This window comes from Geovibrio thiophilus (assembly GCF_004087915.1).
GTDB classification, from domain to species: Bacteria; Chrysiogenota; Deferribacteres; order Deferribacterales; family Geovibrionaceae; genus Geovibrio; species Geovibrio thiophilus.
Genome location: NZ_CP035108.1, coordinates 2808202 through 2828010 on the forward strand (window position 1 = coordinate 2808202; position 19809 = coordinate 2828010).

A 19809-nucleotide genomic window follows, 5' to 3' on the forward strand; every position below is an offset into this window, starting at 1 on the left:
TTTCCCCGCCATTGAATTATATTAAAAATTCAAACGTTTTCAACATATTTGAAAAATTTCTGTGATTAAGTGCGCAAAAACACATGTTTTGCATGCTAAAGAATTGAAAACACCAGTATTTTCAAGCTTCGAGCTTATTTAACACATTCGGGTGATTGATCTTGATTTTTACACACGGATTATCTAATGTATGAGTTCTATGGGAAAAATAATCGCGATCGCCAACCAGAAGGGTGGCGTGGGAAAAACAACTACTGCCATAAACTTAGGCTCGTCACTCGCCTTCGCTGAAGCAAAGGTTCTGCTTGTTGACATGGACCCTCAGGGGAACGCCTCAAGCGGAATAGGTTTCGAGACCAAGGGCGAATACGCCAGCGTCTATGACGTCCTTATCGGCAACGCCGATATTGAAGAGGCAATCGTGCCCAGTAAGGTGGACAATCTTGATCTGCTCCCCAGCCATATAAACCTTACCGCCGCTGAGGTTGAGCTTGTCACCGCCCTTTCCAGAGAAACAAGGCTGAAAAAGCATCTGGAAAAAATTAAGGATAAATACAAGGTGATCCTCATAGACTGCCCTCCTTCGTTGGGGCTTCTGACTGTGAACGCCCTCACTGCGGCGGATTCCGTGCTTATCCCCCTTCAATGCGAATATTACGCTATGGAGGGTTTGGGGCAGCTTCTCAACACTATACGGCTCATAAGGGAGAGCCTCAATGAAGACCTCGCTCTGGAAGGCATTCTCCTTACTATGTACGATCCCCGCAACAACCTTTCAAAAGAGGTTATGACGCAGATTGAGGAATTTTTCAGCGAAAGCATGTTCCGCACCATAGTCCCCAGAAACGTCAGGCTCTCCGAAGCCCCCAGCTTCGGCATGTCCATCATAGAATACGATATAAAATCTAAAGGAGCGGCCAGCTACATTGATCTGGCTAAAGAGATACTTCCCAGATTATGAAAAAGAATGTTCTCGGACGGGGGCTTGAATCCCTTATACCCAAAAATGAAACAAAGGCTCCGGTCGGCGAAATAGACCTTGCCCTCATATACGCAAACGCAAATCAGCCCCGCACACGCTTCGATCAGGAGCCTCTGGATGAGCTGGTAGCCTCCGTAAAGGAAAAGGGGATCATCCAGCCCATAGTCCTTACCAGAACGGACGAAGGCTACATGATAATAGCAGGCGAACGCCGCTTCCGCGCGGCAGGGCTTGCCGGGCTCAAAAAAATCCCCGCAATTATCAGAAATGTTGAAAGCGAAGCGGAAAGGCTTGAACTTGCCCTCATTGAAAATGTCCAGAGACAGGATCTGGGTGCCTATGAGCTGGCGGCGGCATATAAAAATCTCATGGAGCAGCACGGCTACACTCAGGAGGAGGTGGCGAAAGTCATCGGCAAAAGCAGAAGCGCCGTGGCCAACACACTGCGTCTCCTGAATCTCCCCCCGAAAGTACTTGATGCAATGAGGGAAGACCTCATAACCGAAGGTCACGCCAGAGCGCTGCTCGGCATTGAGGATGAGAAGAAAACCATAACGGCGCTGAAAAAGGTCATCGAAGGCTGCCTCTCCGTCCGTGAGACGGAACGCCTCGTGGCGAAGCTCAAAAAGGAGCCCGCGCAGAAGTCCGATAAACCCGCTGCCGCGGACGTTTTCCTCATGGGGCTTAAGGATGAGCTTGAAGAGTTCTTCAAAACCAGAATCACACTCAAAACCGCAAAAAACGGCGGAACCATAGAGATCAAATACAGCTCGGACGATGAGCTTGACCGAATCATAAAAAGAATCAGAGGCGAAGAATGATCAAAGGAAAAGAGGACAACGGCGGCATCGACGCTTTTCTCGGCAAGAACACTACCTTCAAGGGGACACTCATCTTTGACGGGCTTGTGCGCATGGACGGTAATTTTGAAGGAAACATAAAAACCAGCGACACGCTTGTTATCGCCAACTCCGGCAATGTTAAAGCCGAAATAGAGGCGGGGCAGGTAAAAATATCCGGCAAGTTTGACGGAACCATCACAGCGAAAAGCAAAGTGGAACTTTACAAGCCCGCGAATGTCACAGGTACTATACGCTCCGCCGCAGTGCAGATGGAGGAAGGCGTTATCTTCAACGGCAGCCTTGAAATGGGTGAAACCCTTAAGACCGCCGTCCCGAAGAAAGGTGATGCGGAATGATCAAACCCTATATTGTAGGCAACTGGAAAATGAATCTTGACGCAGCCGAAGGAACCGAACTGGCTGGCAAAATTCTTCACGCAAGCATAGATTACGACAGTGTTGATGTGGGCGTTGCTCCGGCTTTCCCGATTCTTTATTCCGTTAAGCAGACTGTTGCCAGCAGTAAAGGCAGGCTCGCCGTGGTCGCTCAGAACGTATCTGCGGAAGAGAAGGGAGCCTTCACAGGGGAATCCTCCATATCCATGCTTAAATCTGTCGGCGTGACTGCGGTCATAATCGGTCACTCCGAACGCAGACAGATTTTCGGAGAAACGGATCAAACAATAAATAAAAAAGTGCGTCTGACACTCAGCTACGGGCTTAACGTCATTCTCTGTGTGGGCGAAACCTTATTTGAGAGAGAGGCGGACTCACACTTTGAGACAGTCACCGCACAGGTGGCAAAGGGACTCAAAGATGTGCCTGTTGACAAAATAGAGCAGGTTACTGTAGCCTATGAACCCGTTTGGGCTATAGGCACAGGGGTAAACGCAAGCCCCGCTGACGCGCAGGCTATGCACGCAAAAATCCGTGAGATGCTGAAAAGCCTCTACGGACCCGTTATGGCAAACAAACTGAGAATTATTTACGGCGGCAGCGTAAAGCCCGACAACGCCAAAGGTCTTATGAACCAGCCCGATATAAACGGCGCGCTGGTCGGCGGCGCAAGCCTCAAGTCCGAAGATTTTCTCGGTATTATAAATTTCAGCAAATAAAAGAGGTCTGTTTAAATGTACACTTATCTTCTCGTATTCCACATTTTTGTTTGTATGCTCCTTATCATTGCGGTTCTGCTTCAGTCCGGCAAGGGCTCCGAGCTTTCGGCTGCTCTCGGCGGCGGTTCGGGCAGCCTTTTCGGTCCCGGTGCGCCCGCAAACATTATGAACAAAATTACCTCAGTAATCGCAATAACTTTCATGATAACTTCACTCGGACTCGCTGTTATGTCTAAAGAAAGATCATCAGGCAGCATCACCGACAGGATCCCTCAGCCCCTCCAGCAGACTGCTCCGGCGGCTCCTTCCGATGCGGCTCCTCAGGTCCCCATGGAATCGAAGTAAAATGAAAAGACTGGTTTTTCTGCTGCTTGCAGTTTTATGCGTATCCTTAATTTCCGGATGCGGCGACAAGGACAAGGAAGGCGGCAAATCCGCGGAAAAACGCAAGGTCAGAGAGGGTGTCACAGGTGACGCCCTCGTTACCTCCAGCCTCGGGGATGCCTCGGGACTCATCTACAACATCACTTCCGACAGCGCCTCCCATGATGTTGCCCAGTATATCTACAACGGTCTGATCAAGCTGGATAAAAACCTCAGCATTGTTCCCGATCTCGCCGAGTCATGGGAAATTTCGGACGACAGCAGAAGCATCACCTTCAAGCTGAAAGACAATGTCAAATGGCATGACGGAGCGCCTTTCACCGCAGCAGACGTTGAATTTACCTACAAATTCATGATCGACAACAGTACCCCAACCTCATACGACGCGGACTTCCGCCTTGTGACAGACTTTGAGGTAATCGATCCCCTCACGGTAAAGGTGAGCTACGCTGAACCCTTCGCCCCTGCTCTCTTAAGCTGGAGCATGGCAGTTCTTCCCAAGCATCTGCTTGAGGGGAAGGAAGCCGCGAAGTCTTCTCTTATGCGTTCGCCAGTGGGAACAGGTCCTTTCAGGTTTGGCGAATGGAAATCCGGCGAATCCATAACCCTTGAGGCAAATGACGAATATTTCGCGGGAAGACCCAACCTCGACAGGATCATTTTCCGCATCATCCCCGATCTCAATACCACATTCATGGAGCTGCTCAACGGCAGTCTCGACATAATGGGGCTGACCCCCACACAGTGGGTTAAACAGACAGACACCGCACTGTTTTCAAACAGCTACGACAAATACACCTACCTTGCGCCCAGCTATGCCTACATAGGCTACAACATGAAAAACTCCCTGTTTGAGGACAAAAGAGTCCGTCAGGCTCTCACATACGCAACCCCAAAACAGGAAATTATAGACGGAATCCTCTTCGGTGAGGGTGTACCCGCCCACGGACCCTACAAGCCGGGCACCATGTGGTACAATGACAATGTCAGAAAATACGAATACAGCCCCGAAAAAGCAAAGGAACTCCTCGCCGAAGCAGGATGGACCGACAGCAACGGAGACGGCATACTGGACAAGGACGGCAAGCCGTTCTCCTTTACCATCATGACTAATCAGGGCAACAGCGTAAGAACGAAGATAGCCGAAACTGTTCAGCAGAGCTGGCAGAAAGTCGGAATCAAGATTGAGATAAGAGTCCTTGAGTGGGCATCCTTCATAAACGAATATATCGACAAGGGTAAGTTTGACGCTGTTGTCCTCGGCTGGAACATAGTTCAGGATCCGGATCCTTTTGACGTATGGCATTCATCCAAATGCGGTCCAAAGATGCTGAACTTCGTCTGCTTCTCCAACGCGGAAACCGACCAGCTTATAGAAGGCGGCAGGCACTCCATGGATCCCGTCAAACGCAAGGAATACTATGACAGGTTTCAGGAAATACTCGCGGAAGAGCAGCCCTACACCTTCCTTTACGTGCCTAACGCTCTCATAGGCTTAAGCAAAAGGTTCAGGGAAGTCAGCCCTGCGCCGGCGGGAATAACCTACAACATTGAAGACTGGTATGTTCCTGTTAAGGATCAGAAATACCGCCTTGAAAAATAAACCCTGAATCGGTGGATATGCTCCGATACATAGCAAAACGGCTCGCGGGGATGATTCCTCTTCTCCTCGGAATTACATTCATAAGTTTCGTTGTGATACATCTTGCGCCGGGAGATCCGGCGCAGTTTATTGCGTCCATGAACCCTAAGCTTTCTGAAACCGCATACGAAAAATTCGTCAAAATGTACGATCTGGACAAGCCTGTTCTGGAACGCTATATCAGCTGGCTGGGCAAGTTTGCCCGCCTCGACTTCGGCGATTCCTTCAGTCAGGACGGTAAAACCGTGATGGAAAAAATAAGCGAACGTCTGCCTGTAACCATATGGCTGAACGTGGCGGGGATGGTGCTTATTTTCCTGTTTGCGCTGCCATTGGGGGTACTCTCCGCTTATTACAAGGACAGCATTTTCGACAAGGGGATCACTGTCTTCGTTTTTGCGGGGTTCGCCATGCCCACCTTCTGGCTCGCGCTCCTCTGCATGTACTATTTCGGAGTAGTCAAGGGCTGGTTCCCTATCTCAGGGCTCCGCTCATTCAACTATGACTATCTTTCGACCTTCGGCAAAATAGCCGACATCTTCAAGCATACTTTCATGCCTGTTGTGATCTCCGTATTCGGCGGTCTGGCTGGCATAAGCAGATTTGCCAGAAACAGCATGCTGGATGTGCTCAAGGAGGAATATATAACCTCCGCGCGGGCAAGAGGCTTAAGCGAGGGGAAGGTGGTTTTCACCCATGCCCTGAAAAACGCCATGCTTCCGGTTGTTACTATAATCGGTCTTTCAGTGCCCGGTCTCATCGGCGGCAGCGTTATTTTTGAATCGATATTCAGCATCCCCGGCATGGGGCAGCTTTTTTATCAGTCAGTTATGATGCGGGACTACCCCGTTGTTATGGGTGTTCTTGTAATAGGCGCCATGCTGACACTGACGGGCAACCTTATAGCGGATATAGCATACGCCGCTGTGGATCCAAGGATTAGATATGGCTCGAAGAAGAGTAATTAATAAGGCAAAAGGGAACATTCTGTTCCTCACCGGCGCCTCTGTAGTTGCGTTCTTTGTTCTTGTGGCGGTATTCGCCCCGCTGATAGCCACGCATGATCCGGCGTTTATAGATTTCAGCTCAGTCCTTCTTCCGCCCTCCTCCGAATATTATTTCGGAACGGACGAACTAGGGAGGGACATTTTCAGCAGAGTAGTCTACGGAACACGGATTTCCCTGTTTGTCGGCTTTGTCGCAGTGGGCATATCGGTTTTTATCGGAACAGTTCTCGGGCTTGTATCGGGGTATTTCGGCGGGTTTACGGATATGATCCTCATGCGCTTTGTGGACATAATGCTATGCTTTCCGTCGTTCTTCCTGATACTGGCGGTTATAGCCTTCCTCAACCCCTCTGTTTTTAATGTAATGGCGGTAATAGGGCTCACAAGCTGGATGGGCGTTACAAGGCTTGTCCGCGCAGAAGTGATGAGCGTCCGCACCAGAGATTATATCACCGCCGCAAGGATTCAGGGCGTAAGCACAGCAAAAATTCTTTTCAAACATATATTCCCTAATGTTTTCACGCCCATTTTCATCACAGCAACCCTAGGCATAGCTGGCGCTATCCTCACAGAGTCGGCTCTGAGCTTTCTCGGGCTGGGAGTTCAGCCGCCCGTGCCGTCATGGGGGAACATTCTCACCGCAGGGAAGGACAACATCATGTTTGCTTGGTGGCTGTCTTTTTTTCCGGGCATGGCAATCTTCATCACCGTCCTCGGCTACAACCTCCTCGGCGAAGGCTTAAGAGACGTTCTTGACCCCAAGGAGTAAGAAGGCACATGGATGTGCCGACGCCGTGCGAAGCGAAGCCGAACGTGTTCGGCGCGAGCGTGTACGGAAAAAACACAGGATGTAGTTTTTTACGCGGTAATCAGATGTGCCGACGCCGTGCGAAGCGAAGCCGAACGTGTTCGGCGCGAGCGTGTGCGGAAAAAACACAGGATGCAGTTTTTTATGCGGTAATCAGATGTGCCGACGCCGTGCGAAGCGAAGCCGAACGTGTTCGGCGCGAGCGTGTGCGGAAAAAACACAGGATGTAGTTTTTTATGCGGTAATCAGATGTGCCGACGCCGTGCGAAGCGAAGTATTGCTCTGCAATCTGCGAACGCACACCTCAAACTGCCGATAATTCATTTATAAAATCTGTAGTTTAGCGCCGATTGGACAAATAAACAGTCAGTCGCGTTATGTTCATATGACGCTGAAGTAATTCTGAGGTATAATCTTTTAAGATCGGGTCAGACAGCCTGTTATCACAGCAAAAGCCTGATCTGTCTTTTTTTGAAGCTGAGCTTTAATTTTTCTTTTCATCTGATTCATCTGAAAATTAAAGGGGACTTTTCAGTCCCCCAAGTGGCATCTCTATGCCGTCAGATAATATCCAGTCAATTGTTAAACGCCTGTTCAATAAGCCTTTATCCGTTTAACTGAATTAAATTACCGTATATAAGAATATCATTCAGTTGTCCAGATAAAAATAACTTTTATTATGATAACTAGTAATCAGAGGCATGGATGATCAAGGAAATATTCGGCAACAATTTAAAAAAATACAGAAACAGCAAAGAGTTCACGCAGGAATACCTTGCGGAGCTTCTGGATGTCTCCACAACCCAGATATACAAGATGGAGTCAGGTAAAAGCTTTGCCTCCGCCGAAATGATTGAAAAAATAACCTCACTTTTCGGCATCCCTCCTTATAAGTTTTTTATGACGGAATCGGATCTTGAGACGGAGTCAGAAGATTTTCAGGAATGCGCGCGGTATATAAAATCAAGGATTGATCAGCTTTTTACTAAAGACATCATAAAATAAACTGATTATAATTCGCCTGATAAAACATTTAGAGAGGCTAAAACCATGCGTTTTTCACTCGCCGCGTTTTTCTTTTTTTTCCTATCATTCCCGTTTGCCTTTTCATTCGCATCTGAGGAAGCCGTGCTCACACTTCCGGCAGGCAGCCTTCACGGAACCCTTGAAATACCCTCAGACGCGGACAAGCCGCCTGTGGCGCTTATTATAGCCGGTTCCGGTCCGACAGACAGAGACGGAAACAGCAGATTCGCAGGCAGAAACGACAGCCTGAAGCAGCTTGCGAAAGCTCTGGAGAAAAACGGAATAGCTTCCCTGCGTTATGATAAGCGGGGTATCGGAAAAGGGATTTCAGCCGCTGAAAAAGACCTGCGGTTTGAGCATTATGTCGACGATGCAGTTTTCTGGGGAGAGTATCTGCGCCTCAGCGGGCGCTTCGGCAAGCTGATAATCATAGGTCACAGTGAGGGTGCGCTCATAGGCTCAATCGCCGCCGGCAAGCTGAAAGCCGATGCCTTCATATCTCTCGCCGGAGCGGGACGTCCGGCATATAAGGTGATTGAGGAGCAGTTCGCAAACATCCCCGCCTTCAGAGACGAGGTGCGGAAAATAAATGAACACCTCAGAAAGGGAGAAACTGTTGACAGCATATCCCCTGAACTTACCCCTGCGTTCAGACCGGAGATTCAGCCCTATGTAATTTCATGGTACCGTTATGATCCGGCGGAGATTGTCGCAGGACTTAAAATGCCTGTGCTGATTATTCAGGGAACCACAGATATTCAGGTCGGTGTGACGGACGCCGAAATTCTGGCAAAGGCAAACAAAAAAGCCCGCCTTGAGATCTTGCAGGGCGTTAACCACGTGCTGAAAGATTCATCTGCGGATATGAAGCAGCAGAAACAGTCATACACAGATCCGAGCTACCCTGTCTCACTGAAAATAACCGACGCTGTCACTTTATTTATAAAAGAGCTGCGCTGACACAGGCTATTTCGGCACTGCTTCCGCTGCCGTGCTGCGGCGCAGGCTGGCTATGTCGCTCACGGGCGGCGCACCGAACATGCGGGAATACTCCCTGCTGAACTGAGAGGCGCTTTCGTAACCCACACGGAAAGCAGTGCTTGATGCGTCTGCAGATTCGGTAAGCATGATCCTCCGTGCCTCGGTGAGCCGAAGACGCTTCTGGAACTGGAGCGGGCTCATTGCTGTAACCTCTTTGAAATGGTGGTGAAATGATGACTGGCTCATGTTCGCCATCTCCGCCATCTCCTCTATGCGCATATTCCTTGCGAAATCGGTCTTAAGGGTTTTTATAACCTTAGCTATTCTCTGCATGCTGCTTCCAGCGACCGCTATCTGCGCCAGATTCCAGCCGTGCGGGCTTTTCAGGAGCCTGTAATAGAGCTCTCTCAGTATCAAAGGCGACATGAAAGCGGCATCCTCCGGAGTATCAAGCAGCCTGACAAGGCGGAGAATACAGTCTGCAAGCCCTTCATCCGTTCTCCCCACGAAGAGACCTCTTGATGTGGTTCCTTCTTCAGGGGCATAAGGCAGCATCTCACTGATAACAACGGGATCAATCGCAATGCTCAGTCCCAGATAAGGCTTCTCCCTTGAAGCTTCCGTTACCTGCCCAACAATGGGCAACTCCACGGAAACGGCGAGATATTCCGAAGGAGAATAGCTGTAAAGCTCGTTCTCAAGCATTATCTCCTTCCTTCCCTGCACAATCAGACACAGAGACGGAACATAAACCGCTGACGACTTTATCCTGCGGGTTTCGGATTTCATTACACAGAGCTCCGGAAGTGATGTGCCTGAAACAATATCTGTTTCGGAGTATTTATCAATCAAAAAGCTGAGTTCCTGACGCTGAGATTCGTTCATAAGCCTTTGCATCCCCCTTTTTATAATATTAATTATAATTTCATTTTGGAAAACACAAAAGCAATATATGAGCAGTTCGCAGGAACAGGCAAGACTTGCGGAGTTATATGTATTTAAAAATACGGGGAAGGGCTTATCATTATGTATAATGATTCCCTAAGGAGATATAAATGAAAACAGCTATTATTACCGGCGGAAGCAGAGGACTCGGGAAAAATATGGCACTGGCTCTGGCGGATAAGGGCACGGATCTGATAATAACCTACCAGAGCAGGCAGGCTGAAGCGGAAGAAACGGTGAGACGGGCAACGGAGAAAGGACGCAAGGCGGCAGCGCTTCAACTGAACGTTTCCGACAACAAAACCTTCCCCGCTTTCGCTGAAGAGGTGAAAGAAGTACTGAAGGATTTCGGCAGGACAGGGTTTGATATACTGGTGAACAACGCAGGCATGGGAATAAACACTCCTTTTACAGAAACCACGGAAGAACAGTTTGACCTCTTGATGAACACGCACTTCAAGGGAACCTTCTTTCTCACACAGAAACTGCTGCCGCTCATGAACGATAACGGCAGGATAATGAACATATCCACGGGGCTCACCAGATTCAGCATGCCCGGGTACTCCGCTTACGCCTCAATGAAAGGAGCGGTGGAGGTTCTCACCCGTTATCTGGCAAAGGAACTCGGACACAGGGGAATAAGCGCTGTATCCTTCGCTCCCGGAGCCATTGAGACTGACTTCGGCGGCGGACACGTAAGAGATAATAATGAGATCAACGCACGCATTGCCTCCATAACCGCTCTTGGCAGAGTCGGTCTGCCTGATGACATAGGCGGAGCGGTCGCCGCGCTTCTCTCTGATGAATGCAGATGGATAAACGGGCAGAGGATCGAGGCTTCCGGCGGAATGCTGCTGTAATCTTCTCAGAGATAAAGGGGCTGAAAAGCCCCACATATCACTCTAACGGGGTTCGTCAGAATCTTCCCAGTAGTTCTCGTCAGTCAGAACAGTGAAAGAGTCGCCCACTTTGGTGACACTCCCCACAGCAAGATAAACTTCATCCAGATAATCCGTACATGAGTATGTTATTTCCGCCGTGTAATCACCGGTTACCGTAAACTGTACCTCCTCACATGAAACCCACTCTCCTGAATCGGCAGTGTCTATATAGTAATAGAGAGATTCATCGGAGTAAATTCCGCACTGAATTTTACCTATTGAGCGTTCAGGGGAATAGCTGAACTCAGCCTCAAAAGGATCACAGCTTTCGGAATCAATACTGCCGTTATCAGCAGTCACCAGAAGAGAGTCAAACACATACATGCCGGTATATGGAGCGGAAATCGGAGCCACATCATCACCGCTTCCGCCGGAGCTCCCTCCGCAGGCTGCCAAAACCACAGTAGTCAATAATAAAATAAAAGCTTTCAGATAATTCATAACACACCTCCGTTCAATATTTCAATGTCTGTCCAAACATGAAAATATTTCATATGAACATATAGCCAGCTAACATATTATATACCAGCATATTTAACATATGAATAAAAAAACGGAGTCTTTGACAATTTTATTAACAAAAAAGGCGGGGGAAATACCCCGCCTCTATTTCTATGAAACATGTTTTAATTTATCTTACCCTGAATGCTCCCATCATCTCCCTGAGTCTTGCGGAGATACTCTCAAGACCTGAAGCGTTTTCAGCCAGATGATCGGAGGTTGACTTGACCTCTATGGAAACAGAGGCAACGGAGTCTATATCCTGCTGAATCTGCCCGCTTGTGGCAGCCATCTCCTGAGTGGCTGTGGAGATATTTTCCACCATGGACTGAAGCTGGGAGACCCCCTCCTCTATGTCCTTAAGCACCACGGCAATCTGCTTGGATGACTCAAGCCCTGTGTTGACCTGTCCGGTAACCCCTTCCATCGACTTGATAACATTGTCCATCTCCGTCTGAGTTCCCATTACAAGGTCTGAAATTTCCGAAGTTGCCTTCTGAGTACGCTCCGCGAGTTTGCGCACCTCATCGGCGACAACGGCGAAGCCTCTCCCCGCCTCCCCTGCCCTTGCCGCTTCAATGGCGGCGTTAAGCGCAAGAAGGTTTGTCTGGTCGGCAATGTCGCTTATTACACCGACTATCTCTTTGATTTCCTGAGATTTTTCACCAAGTGAATGCACAAGCACCGAAGACTTGTCCACAGTGTCTTTGATTTTAACAACACCGCTGAGGGAAACATCAACAACCTTGCGCCCGTTAACCGCCTTATCCGCCGTAAGGTGCGCAAAGCTTGAAATATCCGTGAGATTGCGCGCTATCTCCCCTGTGGTGGCTGACATTTCATTCGCGGCGGCGGAAATAAGCTCGGAGCGCTCCGACTGCTCACTCATTCCCGCCGAAAGCTCCTGAGCCCCTGCGGAAAGATCCGAGCTTGATGTCTTGAGATCGTCAGCAACTACAGTGAGATTGTTGATCATATCGCTCAGTCTTTTGACCATATCATGAACCGAATGGGTGAGGCTTGTGGTATCCCCTGCGGAGATTTTAAGATCCGCGGTAAAATCACCGTCAGCGATTTTCTGCATTGTATCCACAACCTGCTGAGGCTCACCGCCGAGCTGACGCACAAGACTCTGAGCTATAAGGAAAATAACCCCCGCCACAAGCAGAACCGCAGCAAACGCCGCGACAATTATTGTAAATCTGATTTCCTTCTGAGCCTTGTAGATTTCTTCCAGAGGAACACTGAGACCGAAAACAAACCTATAGTCCGCTCCGTTTATGGGTATCGGTGTATAAATAGTGTACGCCATTTTACCAGTCGTGGCGTTCTTTTTCTCGACGAAGTGCTCCTTGCCTTCGCTGAGGTACGGTGCTATTTGCTGCACCACCTCTGAGGGTTTGCCCACACGATCCTTAACAGGGTGGGCTATCATTGTGAATTTATCAGAAAGCAGAAATGTATAGCCAGTATCGTAAACTTTAATATCCTTCAGCATATCTGTCATGCTCTCCAGAAGAATATCCCCGCCGGCAACACCCGCAATGCGTCCGTTGATCTCAAACGGAACACTTACCGTCACGGTGGTCATCTCTTTGCCTTCAAAGTCGTATGTTGCGGGCTCTGAAATGTGCAGTCTGCCGTCTTTGAGGGGCTTCCGGTACCAGTCGCTTACTGCGCCCTCGTCATACATTGAGGTGGTATGGGATCTGCTTACCCCGCCGCCCGTTCTGTAAGGCATGGGACAGAACTGACCCTGCTCGTTTGTACCTGCCGCACCGGATCCCGCAAGCTCCGAATCCCGCCCGTCGAATTCATTCGGTTCCCACACTATCCACACATCAAAAAGATGCGGATTGTCCTCAAGAATCTTTACAAGGTGCTCCATAACATGCTCACGGCTCGTACCCGCCGATGTAAAAGTTTCCGCCGAAGAAGCCAGAGAGCGTGAGACAGCCATTGTTTTTTCAATTTCACCTTTAAAAAGATTACCGTAGCTTTTTGAAAGATTGCGCACATCGTTTTTAGCGATGTACTCTGTTTCAGCGTAGACCACTCTGTAGATTATGATTCCCGTAACAAGAAACGAACCTATAATGGCCGCAATTACAGGGACAAGGATTTTCATTCTGAAAGAAACATTCATTTGTTTTCCCCTTAACTTATGCAAAATACAGTAAAATGCAGTCCTGAAATTTTTGTATTCATATGGACAATATCGATAAATTATGTCCGCTGCCGGAAAAAGCAATAGGATATTCGGATACTGGTTGACAAAAAAAGGGAGCCCTTTTAAGGCTCCCCGACGCTCTTATTGTTTTGATGCTCTCACAGCCTCGGCTGCCACTGTCTCCTCGTCAAGACCGAGAAGCTTCAGTATGCCGTCCGGATTGCCCGAGTATGCGTATGAGCGCACACCGAAGGTTTTTACTCTGAGTCCCAATCCTTCCTCAGCCGCCTTAGCGCCGATTATAGCACCTAAGCCTGTGTTGGCATTATGATCTTCATAAACGAATATTGTTTTTGAGGCATATTTTTTCAGAAGCTCCATATCCGGCTCAAGGGGGCAGCTCATGTTGATAAGTGCGAGCTTCACGCCTTTCTCGGCAGCGAGCTTCACGACCTTGAGCGCTCTGGGAAGCATTGCTCCGTAGGTTACGAACGCGGCGTCACCTTCGGTTATAACATCCGCCTTTCCGTATTCAAATTTATAATCACCGGCGAAGAAGGGAGTACCGTCCGCCTTTGCCACTGTGGGTATTTTTGAGCGCCCCATGGCTATGAGAAAGTTCCCCTGCGCCGCGGCTGCGTATCTCACCGCGCGGTCTGTCTGGTTCGGATCACCCGGAACGATTACCTTAAAGCCGTATATGTTGCGCATGGCGCCGACATAATCAAGACACTGATGGGTTTTGCCGTCCTCACCGACATCAAGCCCCACGTGAGTGGTGGCAACCTTGAGGTTGCTGCCGTTTATGTCGTTAAGCCTCTGCTGGTTGTATGCCTCATCAACGCCGAAAACGCCGAAATCCGCAAAGAAGCTCACAACACCGTTAACGCTTGCCGCACCCGCGCATGTTGCCGTGTGGTGCTCCTGAATACCCGCCTGAACAAAATTTTCAGGGCAGTGCTTCTCAACGCCGTCTGTCTTTACTGAGCCCGCAAGGTCGCAGTCGAAAACCGCAACGGGTGTCCCGCCGTTTGCCTTTGTATCCTTCACCACATCCAGAAGGGCATCGCCGAATGCGGAACGGTTGTCTGTTTTATCGGTAACTGCGTATGTCCGGGGAGCTCCGGTGAAAATCTTCGCAGGCTCCTGAACAAGCTCATGCGCTGCGTAGCTGAATTTGAAAGCCGCGCGCTTCGCCTTGAGCGCTTCAATATCGTTTTCAATGCCGAGCTCCTTAAGAGCGTCCGCAAGCTGAGCTTCCGTGAGCGGTTTGCCGTGGTAGCCCGCTATGTTCTCCATGAAGCTGACACCGAAGCTCATTATGGTATTGGCGAGAATCAGCACCGGCTTCTCTATCTTTTTGGAAGCGGCAACGGCGTTGAAAATCTGCGTGTAGTTGTGCCCGTCTATCTCTATAACATGCCAGCCGTCCGCCTCGAACTCGCCTCTGATGTTCTGGGGCATAACCGATGCGATGCTGCCGCTGATCTGAAGCTTGTTGTAATCTATAAAGGCTGTGATATTGTTGTATCCGTATTTGGCGGCAAATCTTCTCGCTTCGGGAATCTGCCCCTTCTGCTGTTCGCCGTCACCCATGAAAACGTAAATATCGAACTCTTCACCGCGCATCCTGCCCGCAACTGCGGCTCCGCATGCCGCGGAAAGACCCTGACCGAGGTTGCCTGTTGACCATTCGACCCCGGGCACCATGCGCTCAATGTGACCTTCGTAGATTGAACCCGCAAGGCGGAAGTAGGCTATGGCATCCTGAACAGGGAAAAAGCCGTTTCTGGCAAGGGTGCTGTAAACTCCGGGAGATGTGTGCCCGTGGGAAACGAAGATCCTGTCTCTTGTGAACGATTTGCAGTTGTCCTTATTGATATTGGCGTATTTATACACCGTGAGGTACATATCTATGGAGGACATGGAGCCGCCGGGATGACCGCTGGCGGCAAGCGTGGTCATTTTGAGTATGTCGCCCCTGCAATGAGTGGCAACGGTTTTGAGTTCATTGATTTCCGCTTCGCTCAGTGAGCCTGTGAAGCCTTTCTCGGACATTTATACACCCCTGAAATTTATAACTGTTATGTTCATTATATTTTGAGAAAAAGAATATACCAATGAGCGCGGTCAATGTCAACGAAAGCAGGCTCAGAGCAGTTCTAAAACATCATCAACGCTTATATCCCGCATGCAGCGGAAGTGCTCCTGCGGGCATTTGTCCTGCCCGTGCACATGACAGGGACGGCAGCCCAGCCCGCTTACTTCAACGACGGAGCAGCCCTTAAACTCCGGCGCGAAGCCGAAGTCGGATGTTGTGGATCCGAAAACGGCGATAACCTTTTTATTCAGCGCAACACCTGCGTGCATGGGTCCGCTGTCGGTGGTGATCAGCACGGAAGAGGCTGCGATTATATCAAGCATTTCCCTGAGCGTGGTCTTCCCCGTGAGGTTATTTACACCGTCAATCTGCGGAAAATCTCCCTGACCTATGACGGTAACCCTCTGCCCCATGTCTACAAGCCTTTCCGCCAGTTCAGGAAACTTATCCCACTGCTTGGTGAGTTTGCTGGCGAAGGGGTTCAGCACGATACAGCCCTCCTCCCGCCTGCCGGAATGCAGAACAGGACGGAGCTCCTCAACAGAATATTCCTTCATACCCAGAGGCTTAAGTGTCTCAGCGTATTTTTCCACTACATGTATGCCGAGCCGTTCTGTCCGCTTTCTGCTTTTCACAAACATACGGCGGGCAGCGGAATCCTTATGATATTTAAGAAATTTTGCGTCCGCCATGAACCTCAGCAGAAATGTGCGCAGGTTAGCGTGGAGATCTATAACATAGTCATAACCGTTAAGCTCCTCCTGAACAGCCTTGGCGAATCCCTTGAAGCCGTCCTTCTTATCGAAGGTGATTACACGGTTCACAAAATCCAGACCGTCAAACACGGGGGCAAACACCGCAGAGGTGAACACATCACACAGATAATCAGGAAACTGCTCACTGAAGCGCTTTATAACGCCGGTAATCAATATCACATCACCCAGTGAGCTGAGGCGCACGAAGAGGACTCTTGTCCTGCTGTTTTTTACCGGAGCTTTTCTTATATTTTTTTCTTTCATTTCAGCACCTTTCCAACAGCCTCAAACACATCACCGGCGCTGATTTCGCCCATACAGCGGAAATGCCCTTCCGGACATTCGTTGCCGCCGTGGAGCCCGCAGGGGCGGCAGTAGAGCTCCTTTTCCACCACGATGCTTTTATCATCATAAGGGAAAAAGCCAAGAGCCTTAACCGTGGGACCGAATATTGCGACGGCAGGCGTACCGACGGCTGAGGCTATATGCAGAGGTCCGCTGTCGTTTGTGATGAGAGCATCCATAGCCTTTATATATGACGGTAGCTGCCCCAAGGGAAGCTTTCCGCAGAGATTCATCAGCGGACGCTTAGCGTTTGCCATAACCTGACCACAGGCTTCGGAATCGGTCGGAGCACCGAACAGAACACAGAAAAAACCTTCCTCATACAGCATGTCGCTCACTTCGGCGAACTTTTCGGACTGCCACTTCTTGGTAGCCCAGACACTGCCTGCGTTTATACCTATGAGCCTGCGCCCGCCGGATGCGGATTTTATATATTTCGCCGCGTTGGCTCTCAAACGCTCATCAGTAAACACCTCAGCCCTGCCCGCATGCTTCTTGGCGTCCTCAAGGTCGAAATCAGCCACAAGCGGTTCAAGAAGCATCAGGTTACGCTCCGCCTCGTGCTTGCTCATATCCCTGTCCGCTGTCTCCGTATAAAGAAACGAAAGCGCCGACTGCCTGAACCCCATACGGCGCAGAACACCGGTCAGAGCCATTGTCAGCGTGCTTCGGAACGATTTGTGGCAGGATATTATTATATCGTAATCACGCTTTTTCAGCTCACGGGCAAAGCGGAAAATACCGCCTGCGCCGCCCGCCGATTTGCGCTTGTCGAAAACAATTACCTCGTTTATCAGCTCCATTCCCTGAAAAAGGGGCGCATTTTCCGGTCTTACGCAGAAATCCACGGAACTGTCCGGAAAATAATGCCTCACAGCCTTTATAAGAGGCGTTGTAAGCACCGAATCACCAAGAAACGACGGGTTGAATACAAGTATCTTCAAAAAAATTCCTTTGATCTTATTTCAGGAAAAAATATTCATTTTAATTTATCCCAAAACAGCCCATACCCGTCAAGATCATATTACTGTTAAAGCCCCGCTGAACAGTTCTTTAGCCTTGCTTAAACAGGAGGGTTCTGGTAGATTTGTCGGATGGATGAACTTGATAAACACCGACAGGAAATTGACAGACTGGACGCCGAAATCCTCAGGCTTCTGAACGCACGCGCAAAAGAAGCTATGAAGATAGGCGAAATCAAGAAGGAGATGGGCAAGCCCCTGTATGTTCCCTCCCGTGAGAAGCAGATTTACGAGCGTCTTTCCAAAATGAATGACGGTCCTCTGCCCTTTGAAGCTGTCCGCAGGGTGTACAGGGAAATTATCTCCGCCTCCCTCTCGCTGGAAAAGCTTCAGCGCATCGGCTATCTGGGACCGGAGGGCACTTTCACGAACCTCGCCGCCATAAAGCAGTTCGGTCTATCTGCCGAGCTTATCCCCATGCGCAGCATACCGGACGTTTTTGACGCTGTTGAGCGCGGAAGGCTGGACTACGGCATTATACCAGTGGAAAACTCCCTTGAGGGGGTTGTGAACCACACTCTTGACATGTTCGCCGGTTCATCCATAAAAGTTTGCGGCGAAGTTTATCTGGAGATAAATCAGAACCTGATGAACCAGTCCGGCAGACTTGAAGATGTCCAGAGGATTTACTCCCACCCCCACGCCATACCCCAATGCCGGAAATGGCTGGCGGAACATGCGGCGGATATTCCCCTTTACGATGTGGAATCCACGGCAAAAGCTGCCGAAATAGCCTCCAAGGACGCAGGAGCGGCGGCAATAGCCTCTGAAATGGCTGAAATATGCTATAACCTGAAAATAATAGAGCGCAGCATAGAGGATATGCCTAACAATTATACGAGATTCCTTATCATAGGCGGCTTTCAGTCTCTGCCCACAGGCAATGACAAGACCTCGATGGTGTTCAGCATCACTCATAAATCAGGCTCGCTTTACAAAGCCCTTGAAGTATTCGCTTCCAAGGGTATAAACATGACTAAGATCGAATCCCGCCCTTCCAAAAAGCAGGCGTGGGAATACGTTTTCTATGTGGACACTGACGGGCACAGGGACATTGAGCCCTTGAAATCCGTGATTGACGAATTTTCCGAAAGCGTAACCCACTTCAAGGTGCTGGGTTCTTATCCCAAGGGGGAAAAATGATAGACTACGCAAAACTCGCAGGTAAAGAGATTCAGGGTTTAAGCCCTTATGTGCCCGGAAAACCGGTTAAGGAACTGGAAAGAGAGCTGGGCATAGAAAAAGCGGTGAAGCTCGCCTCCAACGAAAACCCGCTGGGACCTTCACCCAAAGTCATTCAGGCTGTGGCGGATTTTCTGCCGGAAATGTCCCGCTATCCTTACGGTGATGTGTTCTATCTCCGCACCAAGCTAGCCTCAAAGCTCGGCATCAACGCTGACAGGCTCATATTCGGCACAGGCTCAAACGAGATAATAGAACTCGCCATGAGAACCTTCCTAGCCCGTGATGAGCACGTCATGAGCCCCTCGCCCTCCTTCTCCGTTTACGGAATAATAGCGCAGGCTATGAGAGCATCATGCAGATGGATCCCCGTTAAGAGTGACTTCTCCTTCGACTTTGAAGCGCTCACGGCCAACATAAATGAAAAAACAAGGCTTATCTTCCTCGGCAACCCCAACAACCCCACGGGAACATACTTTAATCAGGAAACCCTTGAGGCGTTCATGAAAAAAGTTCCCGCGGAGACCATAGTCGTCATGGACGAAGCATACTGCGAATACGTTGACGCGCCGGATTTCCCCGACACTATGAAAATGCAGAAGGACTACCCCAACATGATGATTATGCGCACATTCTCCAAGGCATACGGACTTGCCGCTCTCCGTGTGGGCTACTGCATAGCCGACCCCGCCGCGATAGACATGATGAACCGTGTCCGCCAGCCGTTCAACACCAACATGGCGGCGCAGGTTGCGGCGGAGGCAGCGCTTCAGGATACAGACCACCTGAAAAAAGTTATCCGTGAAAACCGTATGGGCAAGGCTTACCTGTACGGCGAGTTCGAGAAGCTCGGTTTTGAGTATCTCCCCACTCAGGCAAACTTTATCCTCGTGAAAACAGGCAGCGGCGAAAAGGTTTTCACGGATCTGCTTAAAAAAGGCGTGATAGTGCGCTACCTCGGCTCCGGACTGAAAGACTACATCAGGGTTTCCGTGGGTACGGAAGAAGAGAACAAAATATTCATCGAACAGCTTAAAGCTGTCCTTTAAGGGAGCATAAAA

19 protein-coding genes are annotated in these 19809 nt (G+C 49.6%); 13 read left to right on the top strand and 6 right to left on the bottom strand.

Going from position 1 to position 19809, the window contains the following annotated elements; genetic code table 11:
• The first annotated feature begins 199 nt into the window (after positions 1-199).
• From EP073_RS12985 to EP073_RS13030, 10 genes are all read left to right on the top strand, one after another.
• On the top strand, positions 200-961 hold the full coding sequence (locus EP073_RS12985) for a ParA family protein (protein ID WP_128467593.1): 762 nt from the start codon (positions 200-202) through the stop codon (positions 959-961).
• Positions 958-1803, top strand: a complete 846-nt coding sequence (locus EP073_RS12990; protein ID WP_128467594.1) for a ParB/RepB/Spo0J family partition protein — start codon at positions 958-960, stop codon at positions 1801-1803. Before EP073_RS12985 ends, EP073_RS12990 begins: the two co-directional genes overlap by 4 nt.
• The gene (locus EP073_RS12995) at positions 1800-2180 is read left to right on the top strand and encodes a bactofilin family protein (protein WP_128467595.1); all 381 of its coding nucleotides are present in this window, start codon (positions 1800-1802) and stop codon (positions 2178-2180) included. The genes EP073_RS12990 and EP073_RS12995 overlap by 4 nt, the downstream gene beginning before the upstream one ends.
• Positions 2177-2938, top strand: a complete 762-nt coding sequence (tpiA, locus tag EP073_RS13000; RefSeq protein WP_128467596.1) for a triose-phosphate isomerase — start codon at positions 2177-2179, stop codon at positions 2936-2938. The genes EP073_RS12995 and tpiA overlap by 4 nt, the downstream gene beginning before the upstream one ends.
• Before the next feature lie 15 nt (positions 2939-2953).
• On the top strand, positions 2954-3283 hold the full coding sequence (gene secG, locus EP073_RS13005; RefSeq protein ID WP_128467597.1) for a preprotein translocase subunit SecG: 330 nt from the start codon (positions 2954-2956) through the stop codon (positions 3281-3283).
• Between the two features lies 1 nt (position 3284).
• Entirely contained in the window at positions 3285-4925 is a 1641-nt protein-coding gene (locus EP073_RS13010) for a peptide-binding protein (protein WP_128467598.1), read from the top strand.
• A gap of 17 nt (positions 4926-4942) precedes the next feature.
• Positions 4943-5932 carry an ABC transporter permease gene (locus EP073_RS13015; RefSeq protein ID WP_128467599.1) on the top strand — a complete coding sequence of 330 codons (990 nt, stop codon included), beginning with the start codon at positions 4943-4945 and terminating at the stop codon, positions 5930-5932.
• Complete coding sequence (locus EP073_RS13020; protein WP_128467600.1) at positions 5910-6740, top strand: ABC transporter permease; 831 nt, start codon at positions 5910-5912, stop codon at positions 6738-6740. The genes EP073_RS13015 and EP073_RS13020 overlap by 23 nt, the downstream gene beginning before the upstream one ends.
• 744 nt (positions 6741-7484) lie before the next feature.
• Positions 7485-7784 carry a helix-turn-helix domain-containing protein gene (locus EP073_RS13025; protein ID WP_128467601.1) on the top strand — a complete coding sequence of 100 codons (300 nt, stop codon included), beginning with the start codon at positions 7485-7487 and terminating at the stop codon, positions 7782-7784.
• A gap of 123 nt (positions 7785-7907) precedes the next feature.
• Positions 7908-8765 (top strand): alpha/beta hydrolase, encoded by an 858-nt coding sequence (locus EP073_RS13030; protein ID WP_164885378.1) that lies wholly within the window; start codon positions 7908-7910, stop codon positions 8763-8765.
• A gap of 6 nt (positions 8766-8771) precedes the next feature.
• Here the strand turns inward: EP073_RS13030 and EP073_RS13035 are convergent, their stop codons facing one another.
• Positions 8772-9671, bottom strand: coding sequence for an AraC family transcriptional regulator (locus EP073_RS13035; RefSeq protein ID WP_128467603.1), 900 nt, complete (start codon positions 9669-9671; stop codon positions 8772-8774).
• Between the two features lie 170 nt (positions 9672-9841).
• On the opposite strand from EP073_RS13035, the gene EP073_RS13040 reads away from it, so the two are divergent.
• The gene (locus tag EP073_RS13040) at positions 9842-10591 is read left to right on the top strand and encodes an SDR family NAD(P)-dependent oxidoreductase (RefSeq protein ID WP_128467604.1); all 750 of its coding nucleotides are present in this window, start codon (positions 9842-9844) and stop codon (positions 10589-10591) included.
• A gap of 42 nt (positions 10592-10633) precedes the next feature.
• Here EP073_RS13040 and EP073_RS13045 read toward each other — a convergent pair whose 3' ends face one another.
• From EP073_RS13045 to waaF, 5 genes are all read right to left on the bottom strand, one after another.
• Positions 10634-11113, bottom strand: a complete 480-nt coding sequence (locus tag EP073_RS13045) for a hypothetical protein (protein ID WP_128467605.1) — start codon at positions 11111-11113, stop codon at positions 10634-10636.
• 190 nt (positions 11114-11303) lie between these two features.
• Positions 11304-13319, bottom strand: coding sequence for a methyl-accepting chemotaxis protein (locus EP073_RS13050; RefSeq protein WP_128467606.1), 2016 nt, complete (start codon positions 13317-13319; stop codon positions 11304-11306).
• A 165-nt stretch (positions 13320-13484) separates the two neighbouring features.
• Complete coding sequence (locus EP073_RS13055) at positions 13485-15401, bottom strand: transketolase (protein ID WP_128467607.1); 1917 nt, start codon at positions 15399-15401, stop codon at positions 13485-13487.
• Between the two features lie 93 nt (positions 15402-15494).
• Positions 15495-16463, bottom strand: a complete 969-nt coding sequence (locus EP073_RS13060; RefSeq protein ID WP_128467608.1) for a glycosyltransferase family 9 protein — start codon at positions 16461-16463, stop codon at positions 15495-15497.
• Positions 16460-17488: a lipopolysaccharide heptosyltransferase II gene (gene waaF, locus EP073_RS13065; protein ID WP_164885379.1), complete on the bottom strand. Its 1029-nt coding sequence runs from the start codon at positions 17486-17488 to the stop codon at positions 16460-16462. The genes EP073_RS13060 and waaF overlap by 4 nt, the downstream gene beginning before the upstream one ends.
• 150 nt (positions 17489-17638) lie before the next feature.
• Here waaF and pheA point away from each other — a divergent pair, with 150 nt between their 5' ends.
• The gene (gene pheA, locus EP073_RS13070; RefSeq protein ID WP_128467610.1) at positions 17639-18709 is read left to right on the top strand and encodes a prephenate dehydratase; all 1071 of its coding nucleotides are present in this window, start codon (positions 17639-17641) and stop codon (positions 18707-18709) included.
• Positions 18706-19797, top strand: coding sequence for a histidinol-phosphate transaminase (gene hisC / locus EP073_RS13075; RefSeq protein ID WP_128467611.1), 1092 nt, complete (start codon positions 18706-18708; stop codon positions 19795-19797). Before pheA ends, hisC begins: the two co-directional genes overlap by 4 nt.
• The last annotated feature ends 12 nt before the right edge of the window (positions 19798-19809 follow it).

Excerpts from the sequence above, each read along its gene's own strand:
- EP073_RS13040 (WP_128467604.1), top strand. The coding sequence starts at position 9,842 with ATGAAAACAGCTATTATTACCGGCGGAAGCAGAGGACTCGGGAAAAAT.
- secG (WP_128467597.1), top strand. The coding sequence starts at position 2,954 with ATGTACACTTATCTTCTCGTATTCCACATTTTTGTTTGTATGCTCCTT.
- EP073_RS13060 (WP_128467608.1), bottom strand. The coding sequence starts at position 16,463 with ATGAAAGAAAAAAATATAAGAAAAGCTCCGGTAAAAAACAGCAGGACA.
- EP073_RS13010 (WP_128467598.1), top strand. The coding sequence starts at position 3,285 with ATGAAAAGACTGGTTTTTCTGCTGCTTGCAGTTTTATGCGTATCCTTA.
- EP073_RS13020 (WP_128467600.1), top strand. The coding sequence starts at position 5,910 with ATGGCTCGAAGAAGAGTAATTAATAAGGCAAAAGGGAACATTCTGTTC.
- pheA (WP_128467610.1), top strand. The coding sequence starts at position 17,639 with ATGGATGAACTTGATAAACACCGACAGGAAATTGACAGACTGGACGCC.
- EP073_RS13050 (WP_128467606.1), bottom strand. The coding sequence starts at position 13,319 with ATGAATGTTTCTTTCAGAATGAAAATCCTTGTCCCTGTAATTGCGGCC.
- EP073_RS13035 (WP_128467603.1), bottom strand. The coding sequence starts at position 9,671 with ATGAACGAATCTCAGCGTCAGGAACTCAGCTTTTTGATTGATAAATAC.
- EP073_RS12985 (WP_128467593.1), top strand. The coding sequence starts at position 200 with ATGGGAAAAATAATCGCGATCGCCAACCAGAAGGGTGGCGTGGGAAAA.
- EP073_RS12995 (WP_128467595.1), top strand. The coding sequence starts at position 1,800 with ATGATCAAAGGAAAAGAGGACAACGGCGGCATCGACGCTTTTCTCGGC.
- EP073_RS13055 (WP_128467607.1), bottom strand. The coding sequence starts at position 15,401 with ATGTCCGAGAAAGGCTTCACAGGCTCACTGAGCGAAGCGGAAATCAAT.
- tpiA (WP_128467596.1), top strand. The coding sequence starts at position 2,177 with ATGATCAAACCCTATATTGTAGGCAACTGGAAAATGAATCTTGACGCA.
- hisC (WP_128467611.1), top strand. The coding sequence starts at position 18,706 with ATGATAGACTACGCAAAACTCGCAGGTAAAGAGATTCAGGGTTTAAGC.
- EP073_RS12990 (WP_128467594.1), top strand. The coding sequence starts at position 958 with ATGAAAAAGAATGTTCTCGGACGGGGGCTTGAATCCCTTATACCCAAA.
- EP073_RS13045 (WP_128467605.1), bottom strand. The coding sequence starts at position 11,113 with ATGAATTATCTGAAAGCTTTTATTTTATTATTGACTACTGTGGTTTTG.
- EP073_RS13015 (WP_128467599.1), top strand. The coding sequence starts at position 4,943 with ATGCTCCGATACATAGCAAAACGGCTCGCGGGGATGATTCCTCTTCTC.
- EP073_RS13025 (WP_128467601.1), top strand. The coding sequence starts at position 7,485 with ATGATCAAGGAAATATTCGGCAACAATTTAAAAAAATACAGAAACAGC.